At 62.4% G+C, this 12,833-nt stretch carries 11 protein-coding genes; 6 read left to right on the top strand and 5 right to left on the bottom strand.

Annotated elements, in window-relative coordinates; genetic code table 11:
- Positions 1-129: 129 nt before the first annotated feature.
- The 4 genes from QYC26_RS01595 to rsmA all read left to right on the top strand — a co-directional run bounded on the left by QYC26_RS01595 (position 130) and on the right by rsmA (position 5,577).
- Entirely contained in the window at positions 130-2,328 is a 2,199-nt protein-coding gene (locus tag QYC26_RS01595; protein ID WP_317514974.1) for an LPS-assembly protein LptD, read from the top strand.
- A gap of 66 nt (positions 2,329-2,394) precedes the next feature.
- A complete protein-coding gene (locus tag QYC26_RS01600; RefSeq protein WP_411197616.1) occupies positions 2,395-3,750 on the top strand; it encodes a peptidylprolyl isomerase in 1,356 nt (451 codons plus the stop codon).
- Positions 3,751-3,763: 13 nt separating this feature from the next.
- The gene (gene pdxA, locus QYC26_RS01605; protein WP_317513661.1) at positions 3,764-4,756 is read left to right on the top strand and encodes a 4-hydroxythreonine-4-phosphate dehydrogenase PdxA; all 993 of its coding nucleotides are present in this window, start codon (positions 3,764-3,766) and stop codon (positions 4,754-4,756) included.
- Entirely contained in the window at positions 4,753-5,577 is an 825-nt protein-coding gene (rsmA, locus tag QYC26_RS01610; protein WP_317513662.1) for a 16S rRNA (adenine(1518)-N(6)/adenine(1519)-N(6))-dimethyltransferase RsmA, read from the top strand. Before pdxA ends, rsmA begins: the two co-directional genes overlap by 4 nt.
- Positions 5,578-5,581: 4 nt before the next feature.
- Here the strand turns inward: rsmA and QYC26_RS01615 are convergent, their stop codons facing one another.
- The 3 genes from QYC26_RS01615 to guaB are packed head-to-tail and all read right to left on the bottom strand — an operon-like array spanning position 5,582 to position 8,795.
- Positions 5,582-6,094 (bottom strand): tetratricopeptide repeat protein, encoded by a 513-nt coding sequence (locus tag QYC26_RS01615; RefSeq protein WP_317513663.1) that lies wholly within the window; start codon positions 6,092-6,094, stop codon positions 5,582-5,584.
- A 35-nt stretch (positions 6,095-6,129) separates the two neighbouring features.
- Positions 6,130-7,308: an RsmB/NOP family class I SAM-dependent RNA methyltransferase gene (locus QYC26_RS01620; RefSeq protein WP_317513664.1), complete on the bottom strand. Its 1,179-nt coding sequence runs from the start codon at positions 7,306-7,308 to the stop codon at positions 6,130-6,132.
- A gap of 29 nt (positions 7,309-7,337) precedes the next feature.
- Positions 7,338-8,795: an IMP dehydrogenase gene (gene guaB / locus QYC26_RS01625; protein WP_317513665.1), complete on the bottom strand. Its 1,458-nt coding sequence runs from the start codon at positions 8,793-8,795 to the stop codon at positions 7,338-7,340.
- A gap of 336 nt (positions 8,796-9,131) precedes the next feature.
- On the opposite strand from guaB, the gene QYC26_RS01630 reads away from it, so the two are divergent.
- Positions 9,132-10,100 (top strand): SPFH domain-containing protein, encoded by a 969-nt coding sequence (locus QYC26_RS01630; RefSeq protein WP_317513666.1) that lies wholly within the window; start codon positions 9,132-9,134, stop codon positions 10,098-10,100.
- A gap of 42 nt (positions 10,101-10,142) precedes the next feature.
- Complete coding sequence (locus QYC26_RS01635; RefSeq protein ID WP_317513667.1) at positions 10,143-10,571, top strand: NfeD family protein; 429 nt, start codon at positions 10,143-10,145, stop codon at positions 10,569-10,571.
- Here QYC26_RS01635 and QYC26_RS01640 read toward each other — a convergent pair.
- Both QYC26_RS01640 and QYC26_RS01645 read right to left on the bottom strand, forming a co-directional pair.
- Positions 10,543-11,001, bottom strand: a complete 459-nt coding sequence (locus QYC26_RS01640; RefSeq protein ID WP_317513668.1) for a hypothetical protein — start codon at positions 10,999-11,001, stop codon at positions 10,543-10,545. The two genes, QYC26_RS01635 and QYC26_RS01640, sit on opposite strands and share 29 nt — an antisense overlap.
- A 41-nt stretch (positions 11,002-11,042) precedes the next feature.
- A complete protein-coding gene (locus QYC26_RS01645; RefSeq protein WP_411197617.1) occupies positions 11,043-12,647 on the bottom strand; it encodes a phosphoenolpyruvate carboxykinase in 1,605 nt (534 codons plus the stop codon).
- Between the last annotated feature and the right edge of the window lie 186 nt (positions 12,648-12,833).

The raw sequence follows: 12,833 nt of genomic DNA on the forward strand, positions 1-12,833 counted from the left end.
TGCCTCACCCGAAGACGTTGCAGCAAAACGTTTAGAGTGCGATACGCGGCCTGCTGCGAACAAAGCGATATGCATGGGGAACAAGTGACGCGTCTAAACCTCTATTTCTCGGCAGCACTTCCCCTTGCGATGTGCGTGGCGACCTCGCCCGCATCGGCGCAGGACATTGCCCGTCAGCCAGAAGCGGCTCCGCCCGTGCTCGGCGACACGCCGACGCCTACCCATGAAAATGAAGTCACGTTCAGCGCCACCAATCTCGAATATGACAATGACGCGGATGTCGTCACCGCGTCCGGCGATGTGCGGATGTTTCGCGAAGGTTATCGCCTGCGCGCCGAAAAGGTCGTCTGGAACCGCAAGACAGGCCAGGTACAGGCGCAGGGCGATGTCGCCGTCGTCAGCCCTGGCGGGGATACTGCTTATGGCGACACCGTCGACCTGACCGACACGCTGCGCGACGGCGTGGTCGAAAATCTTCTCGTCGTCCTTGAAGATGGCGGCCGTATGGCGGCTCAACGCGGCACGCGCGAAGGCGATGTGTTCACGCTGCAGCGCGGCGTTTTCTCGCCCTGCCGTGTGGTCGATGAAAATGGCTGCCCGCGTGCGCCGAGTTGGAAAATCACCGCCGATCGCGTCACCTATGACGCCAAGGCAAAGCGCGTTCGCTATGTCGGCGCACGCATGGAATTGTTCGGTATTCCGATCATTCCGCTGCCCGGCCTCCGCCACCCCACCGGTAACGAAGCAGGATCGGGTCTCCTCGTCCCGAACATCCGCCTCGATCGCGTCAACGGGCTTGAGGTCGCCACCCCTTATTATCTCCGGATCGCGTCCGACCGCGACCTTACGATCACGCCGCATCTCTACACCGATGCCCTGCCGATGGTCGAAGCCCAGTTCCGGGCGCTGACCGACCTCGGAGCGTTTCAGGTAACCGGTTTCGGCACATATGGCCGCCGCCAATCGCTCGACACCACCGTTCCGGACACCAGCACGCGCGATTTTCGTGGCTATTTCGATGCGAGCGGACGGCTTCAGCTCGATCCCTATTGGAGCCTCAGCGGATCCGTGCGCGTGACAACCGACCGCACTTTCCTCAGGCGCTACGATATCACGCGCGAAGATCGCCTGCGTTCCACGATCAATGTCGAGCGGATCGACGACAGCAGCTATTTCTCGCTCGCCGGCTGGGCTGTGCAGACGCTGCGCGCGGGCGCGCGTCAGGGGCTTCAGCCGATTGCGCTTCCTGTGATCGATTATCGCAAGCGCCTCACCGATCCGCTGCTCGGCGGCACGATCGAATTTCAGGGCAACACCCTTTTCCTCACGCGCACGCACGGGCAGGACACGCAGCGTGCCTTTGCCGGCGTGCGCTGGGATCTGCGCAAGATCACGCCGATGGGGCAGGAAATCACCTTCACCGCCGCCACGCGGACCGATGCCTATCACACCGATGAGGTGCTGAGCACGCTCACCGAGGCTTATCGCGGCGATCCGGGCTGGAATTTCCGGTCGGCCAGTTCCTTTGCGGTCGACGTCCGCTGGCCCTTTGTCGGCCAGGCCTTTGGTGGCACGCAACGCCTCACGCCACGCGTGCAGGTTGTTGCATCCCCGGTTACCGGCAACATGCGCGTGCCCAATGAGGATGCCCGCGCCGTCGACCTCGAAGACAGCAACCTGTTCGCGCTCAACCGCTTCAACGGCTATGATCGCTATGAGAATGGCGCGCGCGTCACATACGGCGTCGAATGGGCACTCGACCGCCCCGGCCTTTCGATTTCCAGCATCGTGGGCCAGAGCTATCGCCTGACCGACAACAATACGCTTTTCCCCGATGGTACCGGGCTTTCCAGCCGCACGTCTGACATTGTCGGGCGCACCAAGGTCAAGTTCCAGAACCTTGTCAGCCTCACCCACCGTTTCCGCCTCGACAAGGATAATCTTGCCATTCGCCGGAACGAAATCGACGCAACGGTCGGCAGCAATTCCACCTATGCCACGGTCGGTTACATGCGGCTCAACCGCAATATCGGGCCAGAGCTCGAGGATCTGCGCGACAGCGAAGAAATTCGTCTGGGCGGCCGTGTACAGCTTGCACGCTACTGGTCGGTATTCGGGTCGACCACGATCAACCTCACCAATTCAAAGTCGGATCCCACCAGCATTGCCGACGGTTTCGACCCGGTCCGGCACCGGCTGGGCCTTTCCTATGAGGATGAATGCCTCGAGATCGGCGTAACCTGGCGACGCGATTATGCGAATGCCGGTGATGCGCGCCGGGGCAACTCTTATCTGTTCCGGGTAGCATTCAAGCAACTGGGTCGCTAAGCCTTCGTTCAGTCGCGCTGCTGCATGGGTGGCGCGAGACCAGATTTCATTGGAGTGAGCCACAGGATGATGGCAGGTTTTTCCGGTCCCCGAATTCGCCGCACCGCGCTTCTTCTTGCAGGAGCGATGCTCGCGGGGACCGCAATGGCACAAGGCGCGCCGGACGCTGACCAGACGCCCGGCAAAAAGCTCGACGTGCCGCAGAACGTAACCATTTTCGGCAAGACCGATCCCAATGTCTACAAGCCGACAGCGATCGTGAATGGTGAAATCATCACCTCCACCGATGTCGACCAGCGCCTCGCGCTCGTGCTGCTGGCCAATCAGGGCCGTGCCACCGCCGAGGAAACCGATCGATTGCGCCTCCAGGTACTCCGCAACCTGATCGACGAAACGCTGCAGATCCAGGAAGCCAAAGCGGCCGAAGTGGCGGTCGCGTCCGAGGAAGTGGACCAGCGCTATACGATGGTCGCGCAGAATTTCCGCCGCACGCCGAAGGAAATGTCCGAATATCTTCGTACGCAGGGTTCCTCGGATCGCTCGATCAAACGCCAGATCGAAGGCGAGCTTGCCTGGCAGCGCGTTCTCGGCCGTAAGATCACGCCCTTCGTCAACGTGGCGCAGGAAGAAGTCCAGTCGATCATCGACCGGTTGAACGCTTCCAAGGGTACCAAGGAATATCGGATCGGCGAAATCTATCTTTCGGGTACCCCCGAAACGATGCAGGAAACGCTCCAGAACGCGCAACGCATTATGGAACAGCTCCAAAAGGGTGGCTCTTTCGCCGCCTATGCGCGCCAGTTCTCCGAAGCGTCCACCGCCGCCGTCGGTGGCGATCTCGGCTGGATCCGCGCTGGCCAGCTGCCCGCGCAACTCGCCGAAGCCGCGCAGACCATGCAGGTCGGCCAGCTGGCAGGCCCAATTCCGGTTCCGGGCGGTATTTCGATCCTCGTCATGATCGACGAGCGCCAGGTCCTCACCGCTGACCCGCGTGACGCTGTGCTCAGCCTCAAACAGCTTGCCATCACCTTCCCCAAGGGGATGACTCAGGCGCAGGCCAGCCCGCTGGTTGCGCGCTTCGCCGAAGAAACGCGCAAGATCACCGGCTGTGGCGGCGCCAAGGCCGTGGCCGACAAGGTCGGCGCCGAGATTGTCGACAATGATCAGGTTCGTGTCCGCGATCTGCCGCCCCAGCTTCAGGACATTCTTCTGAAGCTTCAGGTCGGCCAGACGACGCAGCCCTTCGGTTCGCTTGAAGACGGCGTTCGCGCGCTCGTGCTTTGCGGCCGCGACGATCCCGAATCTGCAAACGGCCCCTCCTTCGACGCGATCATGGCGCAATTGGAAGACGAACGCGTCAACCGCCGTGCGCGGCGCTATCTGCGCGATCTTCGCCGCGACGCGGTGATCGAATATCAATAAGGAGCGCCCTCTCTTGAACCCTATCGCCGTATCGCTTGGTGATCCGGCAGGGATCGGACCGGAAATCACGGCGAAGGCCTGGGCGCAGCGCGCGCACCACGGCCTTCAGCCGTTTTTTGCGGTGGGTGACCCGCGCTCGGTGGAGGCCGTCTGGGATGGCCCGCTGGTGCGGATCGCTAACCCGGACGAAACCGCAGACGCTTTCGAACATGGCCTGCCGATCATTTCGCTCGACGCCGGTGGCACGATCACACCCGGTCAGCCCAATGCCGAAGGCGCACGCTGCTCGCTGGATGCGCTGGAACTCGCCGCCGGTATTGCCCGGTCGGGTGCCGCCGGCTCACTGGTCACCGCCCCGGTCTCCAAGAGCCAGCTCTACGAAGTCGGCTTCCGCCATCCGGGCCAGACCGAATTCGTCGCCGAGCGCTGCGGGGTTGCCCCTGAAAACGCGATCATGCTGCTTGCAGGCCCCTCGCTCAAAGTGGTGCCACTGACGACGCACATGCCCTTGAAGGCGGTGCCGGCCGCGATTTCGATCGAGATGATCGTCAACAAGAGCCTGGTCACCGCCAAGGGCCTGACGCGCAATTTCGGGTTGGAGGCACCTCGCCTCGCCTTTGCCGGGTTCAATCCCCATGCCGGCGAAGGCGGTGCGCTCGGCACCGAGGAAATCGAATATCTGATCCCGGCGATCGAAATCCTTCGAAACAAGGGGCTCGACGTAGTCGGCCCGCTTGCCGCAGACACCATGTTCCACGCGCGCGCGCGCGCCAATTACGACGTCGCCATGTGCCTATATCATGATCAGGCTCTGATCCCTTTGAAAACGCTCCATTTCGACGAAGGCGTCAACATGACGCTCGGCCTTCCCTTCGTCCGTACCTCACCCGATCACGGCACGGCCTTTGGTATTGCGGGGCAAGATATTGCCGAGCCCGGCGCCATGATCGCCGCGCTGCGCATGGCCGCCACCGCCGCTGCCCACCGCGCCGTCTGCCCGCTGTGAGCGACCTTCCCCCGCTGCGCGACGTGATTTCGCGCCACGGCCTCAATGCGAGCAAGGCGCTTGGCCAGAATTTCCTATTCGATGAGCAACTGCTCGATCGCATCGCGCGCATTCCGGGCGATCTGGAGGGCGAAAGCGTCTACGAAGTGGGGCCCGGTCCCGGTGGGCTGACGCGCGCGCTGCTGCGCGCGGGCGCCAATGTCGTCGCGGTTGAGCGCGATCATCGTTGCATCCCGGCGCTGGCGGAGCTTTCGGCGTGGAAGCCCGGAAAACTGCGCGTGATCGAGGATGATGCCCTCAAGATCGACGAAGCCCACGAGGCCGGCCACGCGCATATCGTCGCGAACCTTCCATATAATGTCGGCACCGCGCTGCTGGTCCGTTGGCTGGCATCTGAAAGCTGGGCGCCCTGGTGGAAATCGCTGACGTTGATGTTCCAGAAGGAAGTTGCCGAACGCATCGTCGCGCGCCCAGACAGCTCGGCTTATGGCCGCCTCGCGGTGCTCGCCCAATGGCGCTCGACCGCCAAGCTTGCGATGAACGTCCACCGTTCGGCATTCACACCGCCCCCCAAGGTGATGTCCGCCATCGTCCATATCGAACCCGCGGAAGCACCTGAGGGCGCAACGATCGGCACCATCGAACGGCTGACGGCCGGGGCATTTGGACAGCGACGCAAGATGCTGCGGCAAAGCCTGAAATCGGTTCCGGGCGCGCTTGAAGCTCTCGAAATGCTCTGCATCGACGCGACACGCCGCGCCGAAACGCTCACCGTCGAGGATTTCGTGTCGATAGCCCGCGCCATCGACACGAAAGCATGATCGCTTAGTTCTTTTCTTCGACCGGCGGTGTCGTGGGCGCGTTCTTCGCGGTCAGCACCGTCTGGGGCGGGCCCTTTGCAATCACCGCTGCCAGTTGCACCTGCTCGTCGCAGCGGTTGAGGCAGAGCTTTTCTATCCGCGCGAGATTTTCCTTCGCCTTTTCGACAGCGCCCTTGGCCACCATCGCCTCGCCCTGCCCGGCCAGTGCGCTCAGGTCATTCGGCTCGATCTTCAGGGCCTCACGGTAGAGGCGGATCGCCTTGCCGTTCAGTTCCTGCTTCTGCGCAATACGTGCAAGGCTGACATAGGCGGAACGATTGCGTGGATCGCGGACCAGCGCGCTTTCGATAAGGTCGTTGGCGCCGTCCAGATTGCCTTCTGCGGCCAGGGCATTGCCCTGCACCACCAGTTGCACCGAGCGTGGATCGAGTTGTGTGTCGGACTTCTGCCCGCTCACAACACTTGAAACGCAGGCCAGGCCCAACGCAAGGGCGCAGGTTACGGGCGTATAACGCATAACGATCTCCAAAAGCGGCGAGCGGCCTCCGCCCATCACGGCTTGCGAAGCCTCGCGACGTAAAATCCGTCGGTCCGGTCCCGTGCCGGGGTAAGCAGGACGCCGTCTCCCCATATGCGGCCAGCATGGTGCAAAGCGGTTTCCGGCGTCAAGGCGGAATGGCGCGCGCGCAGCGCTGCGATCTGATCACGCCCCTCGCTATCGAGCACCGAGCACACCGCATAGACCAGCAGCCCGCCCGGCTTCAGCAGCGGCACCGCAAAATCGATAATGCGCGATTGCAGCGCGTTGATCGCCGCAAGACGCTGCGGCGTCAGGCGCCAGCGCGCTTCGGGGTTGCGCCGCCAGGTGCCCGCGCCCGAACAGGGCGCATCGACCAGCACGACATCAGCCTGCCCCTCAAGGTCGCGCAATGCCTCGGCCTCGCGGCCACCGTCGAGCAAGCGGGGTTCAATGTTGGTCACACCGGCACGCTCGGCACGCGGCACCATGCGATCGAGTCGCGCCTTCACCGTATCGCAGGCGATGAGGCGCCCCTGACCTTCCATATCCGCGGCCAACGCCAGCGTCTTGCCGCCTGCACCGGCACAAAGATCGACGACCGTCATCCCCGGTCGCGCCTCGCAAAGCGCCGAGATGAGTTGGCTGCCCTCGTCCTGAACCTCGATCGCGCCACTCGCCCACAGGGGGTGCGCTTCCACGGCAAAGCCTTCGGGCAGGCGAACGCCCTGGTCGGAATAGTCGGTGGGCGTCGCCCCATCGATCGCGGTGAGCACGGCGTCCCGATCCGATTTCAGGCGATTGACCCGGATATCGAGCGGCGCGCGCCCAAGCAGCGCTTTCGCCTCGTCGGGGCCAAGTGCCTCGATATCGCGTTCCAGCCAACCGGGAACAGCCCGGCCTTCCGCAATCGCCTCGCCAGCAACCGGGGGCTGCGGTGCATGTGGCGATCCGTCGAACAAGGCCAGGAGTTCGAGATCCTCCCCGGCAACACCCAGCAGCGCGGCGCGCCCGGTTGCAGGACGGTCGCCACTACGCCGGATAGCGCGATAGACGAGATCGCGAACCGCACGCCGATCCTTCGACCCGGCATAACGCCGGACCTTAAAATAGCGCGCGATCAATGTGTCCGCAGCAGCACCGCCATCGCGTGCTGCGACGATGATCTCGTCCAGCAGGTCGATGGCGGCCTGCGCCCGTGCAGCGGGCGTCATCTACTCAGGCTCCTGTTCGGGGCGCCCCCTTAACGGGTCGGGTAGTTGGGCGCTTCGCGCGTGATAGTCACGTCATGGACGTGGCTTTCGCGCAGACCCGCATTGGTGATGCGGACAAAGCGTGCGCGCTTCTGCAGATCCTCGATCGTGCGCGAACCCGTATAGCCCATCGCCGCCTTCACGCCGCCAACCAACTGATGGATCACGTCGCGCGCCGGGCCCTTATAGGGCACCTGCCCCTCAATACCCTCGGGGACAAGCTTGAGCTGATCCTTGATATCCTGCTGGAAATAGCGGTCAGCCGATCCACGCGCCATCGCGCCGACCGAGCCCATGCCGCGATAAGATTTGTACGAGCGGCCCTGATACAGGAAGGTTTCGCCGGGTGCTTCCTCGGTGCCCGCAAGCAACGAGCCAACCATGACGCACGATGCACCGGCGGCGAGCGCCTTGGCAACGTCACCCGAGGTACGCAGACCACCGTCGGCAATCACCGGAACGCCCGACTTGGCAGCTTCGGCAGCCGATTCCATGACGGCGGTGAGCTGCGGAACGCCAACACCGGCGACAACGCGGGTGGTGCAGATCGAGCCCGGCCCAATGCCGACCTTGATGCCGTCGGCACCCGCATCGATCAGCGCGCGCGTGGCTTCTGCGGTTGCCACATTGCCCGCTACAACCTGAACCGAGTTGGAAAGCTTCTTGATCCGCTCGACTGCAGCCGAAACCATCTTCGAATGGCCGTGCGCCGTGTCGAGAACGATAAGATCGCATTCGGCGTCGATCAACGCTTCGGTGCGTTCAAATCCCTTGTCGCCCACGGTCGTCGCTGCGGCCACGCGCAGGCGGCCCGAGGCGTCCTTGGTCGCGTCGGGATAGTTGACGGCCTTTTCCATGTCCTTGACGGTAATCAGGCCGATGCAACGATAGGCATCGTCCACCACCAGCAGCTTTTCGATACGTCGCTGATGCAGCAGGCGGCGCGCTTCGTCCTGGCTGACGCCGGGCTTCACGGTCGCCAAATTCTGGCTGGTCATCAGCTCAGCCACAGGCTGACCAGGATTTTCGGCGAAGCGCACATCGCGGTGCGTGAGGACGCCCACCAGCTTGCCGCCATTTTCAACGACCGGGATGCCCGAAATCCGATGCCGTTCCATCAGCGCCATAGCTTCGGCCAGCGGACGATCCGGCGCGATCGTGATCGGGTTTACTACCATGCCGGATTCGAAACGCTTGACCTGGCGCACCGCGTCAGCCTGCTCCTCGATGGTCAGGTTGCGGTGGAGCACGCCCATCCCGCCAAGCTGCGCCATCACGATCGCCATATCGGCTTCGGTAACCGTATCCATCGCCGACGACAGGATCGGGATGTTCAGCCCGATATTACGGGTGATCTGAGTACGGGTATCCGCCTGACTGGGCATGACTTCCGATTCGCCGGGGCGAAGCAGAACATCGTCGAACGTGAGACCGAGGCTGATGTCCATGCGGTCTTATACTCCTTTGACGCTGATTGGGGCGGTGCTGATGGCGAACCGCGCGAGGGTTTCGAAAGATGTGGCCGCCCGGTTCCAAGCATGGAGGATAACAGACCGCTTCCGGCGAACGCACCCGCGCGCCATCGCAACTGCCCCTGAATGTCCATGATTTCGGCGGGACGATGCCAGCAGCCCGATATTCGAGCGCGGCGTCACCGGTGAAAGCCTCTTCATGGAAAGCCACTGACAGCAAATGCCATCAACTGCAAGGGGCCAGCCTGCATTTATGCTTTGCGCCAGGCATCGGTGCATGCACAATCCCACGCGGAATATGGGGGAATGTGGATGAGCCTTTTCTTTATCATCGTTGCGGTCCTCGCAATCGCCTTCGTTTTCGCGGGCGTCACCGTGGTGCGGCAAGGTTACAAATATACGATCGAACGCTTTGGGCGTTTCACCCATGTGGCGGAACCGGGCTTCAACCTGATCGTGCCCTTTGTCGATCGGGTCGGCCGCCGGGTGAACATGATGGAACAGGTTCTCGACATTCCCGGACAGGAAATCATCACGCGCGACAACGCGATGGTTGCGGTGGACGGCGTGGTATTCTTCCAGGTGCTCGATCCCGCAAAGGCGGCGTATGAAGTGTCAGAGCTGCAGATCGCGCTTCTCAACCTCGTCACCACCAACCTGCGCACCGTGATGGGCTCGATGGATCTGGACGAGACACTTTCGAAGCGCGACGAGATCAACGCACGTCTGCTTTCCGTCGTCGATCACGCCACCACGCCGTGGGGCGTGAAGATCACCCGCGTTGAGGTGAAGGATATCCGGCCGCCCGCCGATATTTCGAACGCCATGGCCCGTCAGATGAAGGCCGAACGCGAAAAGCGCGCGGTGATCCTTGAAGCCGAAGGCGCGCGTGCAGCGGAAATCCTGCGCGCCGAGGGGCAGAAACAGAGCCAGATCCTCGAGGCAGAGGGGCGCCGCGAAGCGGCGTTCCGCGACGCCGAGGCCCGCGAACGCTCGGCCGAAGCGGAGGCGCGCGCGACGCAGATGGTGTCGGAGGCGATCGAGCAGGGAAATACCCAGGCGATCAATTATTTCGTCGCCCAGAAATATGTCGAGGCGGTGTCCCAGTTCGCCAGCTCGCCCAATGCCAAGACCATCCTCTTCCCCGTCGAAACCACGCAGTTGATCGGCACGATCGGCGGCATTGGAGAGATTTCACGCGAGATCTTCGGCAAGGACACGCCCCCGCCCTCACCGACGCCGCCGCGCACCCGCCGCCCCGGCCCCTTCGAGCAGGCCTAAACGATGGCAGGCACTTTTTCGCTGGAAGCCCATTGGGTCTGGATGATCCTCGCCGCGATCCTCGGTGTAGCTGAAATCCTAGTTCCCGGGTTTTTCCTGATCTGGCTGGGTCTCGCCGCGCTGATAACAGGCGTCGTCACGTTGCTGATAGGCATCGGCGAACCCGCACAATTCGCGCTGTTCGCGGTCCTCGCCATCGCGGCCGTTTATGCGGGGCGGCGCTGGTTCGTGCTCAATCCCATCGAAACGAGCGATCCCAAGCTGAACGACCGCGTCGCACGACTGATTGGCGAGATTGTCGTCGTCGAAGATGCGATCGTGTCGGGATCTGGTCGTGTGCGCGTCGGCGATGGTGAATGGAACGCCACGGGCCCCGACACCCCCGCGGGCGTGCATGTGCGCATTATCGGGGCGAAGGATGGTCGCCTGATCGTCGAGCCGATCAGTTCGGAACCCGCGGGAAGGCCTTGATATCCGGCGTCAAATAGCCGCGTCTGGCGGCGATCGAAAACAGCCGCTCACGCGAATAGAAACGAAGCGGCCAATCGCGTCTACCCAACGGTGAGGCAAGCAGCGCATTCACGCTCGCGTGCAGCGGCTCGCTCCCCGGTCGCTCGGCAAGATGCAGCCGGACACCGATGATGAAGCTCTGGGTAATCGTCTCGTGATAGCCATTATGGTCATCGTTCACGCCGCCCAGAGCTTCGTTGAAGCGGCGGATGATGTCGGGCAGCGCGTTTTCAGTGCAGATGTCCGGGCGTTCGCGGACCAGCCACAGACAGGCCGCCAGATGCGCTTCATGAGTCCATTCGGGGCGGGTCAGTGAGCAGGCGAGCAGCCCCTCGCCGATATGACGAACGGCTGCATCGCTTTCAAATAATCTTGGGCAATATTCCGTCATTCCCGGGCCTTTTATGATCCGGCCCGGGAAGAAACCGGGCCTTATGCCGCCTTGGGTGCGGCGTTGCGGACGCCCTCATCGACATGTTCTTCGAACTGGGCGAAGTTATCGATGAATTGCTGCACCAGCTTCTGGGCAGTGGCGTCATATTCGGCCTTGTCGGCCCATGCTTCGCGCGGATCGAGGATTGCGCTGTCGACACCCGGAACCGCGACCGGTACCTGGAAACCGAAATTCGGATCGGTGCGGAATTCGGCATTGTTCAGACTGCCGTCGAGCGCCGCGTTCAGAAGCGCGCGGGTTGCCTTGATCGGCATGCGGCTGATTCCGGGCATTGTGGCCTTGCCACCGGTCCAGCCGGTGTTGACGAGCCAGCAATCGACACCGCCCTTGGCGATGCGTTCCTTGAGCAGGTTGCCGTAAACCGACGGGTGACGCGGCATGAACGGCGCGCCAAAGCACGTCGAGAAGGTTGCTTCGGGTTCGGTGACGCCGATTTCGGTGCCGGCCACGCGCGCGGTGTAGCCCGACAGGAAGTGGTACATCGCCTGTTCCGGCGTCAGCTTCGCGATCGGGGGCAGAACGCCGTACGCATCGGCGGTCAGCATGATCACGTTCTTGGGAACAGGGCCCATGTTCTTTTCCGACGCATTCGGGATGAAGTCGATCGGATAGGAACCACGGCTGTTTTCAGCCAGGCTGTTATCGTCGAGGTCGAGCTCACGGGTCACCGGGTCGATCACCACGTTTTCGAGCACGGTGCCGAAACGCTTGGTGGTGGCGAAGATCTCGGGCTCGGCTTCGGCCGAAAGACGGATCATCTTCGCGTAGCAGCCGCCTTCGAAGTTGAACACGGCGGTGTCCGACCAGCCATGCTCGTCGTCGCCGATCAGCGTACGGCTGGCGTCGGCCGAAAGCGTCGTCTTGCCGGTGCCCGAAAGGCCGAAGAAGATCGCCGTGTCGCCGTTCGGGCCGATATTGGCCGAGCAGTGCATCGGCATGATGCCATCGACGGGAAGCTTGTAGTTGAGAATGCCGAAGACCGACTTCTTCATTTCACCGGCATAGGCGGTGCCGCCGATCAGGATCAGCTTTTCCGACAAGTTCACAGCGATCACGGTTTCCGAACGGGTGCCGTGGCGCTCAGGATCGGCACGGAAGCTGGGAAGATCGATGATCGTGAATTCGGGCGCAAAATCGGCAAGATCGGCCGCTTCGGGGCGGACGAGCAGCGTGCGGATGAACAGGTTGTGCCACGCGAATTCGTTGATCACGCGCACCTTGACGCGATGTTCAGGCTGTGAACCGCCGAACAGGTCCTGCACGAAAAGTGTTTCCTTTTCGGCAACCGCCTTGAAGAAATCTTCCTTCAGCGCGGCGAAGTGCGCGGGCGTCATGTCGACATTGGTCTTGCCCCACCACACGCTGTTTTCGGTTTCGCCATCGCGCACGATGAACTTGTCCTTGGCCGAACGGCCGGTATGCTTGCCCGTGGCAACGACCAGCGGACCGTCCTTCGCCAGAACGCCTTCTCCCCGGCGAACTGCAAATTCCACAAGCGGTGCCGTCCCGAGGTTCCAGTGCACTTCCGCACCTGTTTTGATCCCTTGGTCGGCAAGCGTGAATTTGGGTGCGCGATCGGCCACCGTATCTCTCCTGAGCTCAGCAATATAGAACACCCCGGCCGAACGACCGAAGGGCGAAAACGAGACGCGCATATCTCCTGTAGCCCCTAGCGTCAAACGTCCAACTCAAAGGCGCTGTAATCCGTAAGAATTGCCCGACGAACCGGCTTGTTCTAGAGGGGAACCGAACATTGGGAGCTTCAGGAT

Source organism: Sphingomonas sp. C3-2, assembly GCF_033025475.1.
Classification (GTDB): Bacteria; Pseudomonadota; Alphaproteobacteria; order Sphingomonadales; family Sphingomonadaceae; genus Sphingobium_A.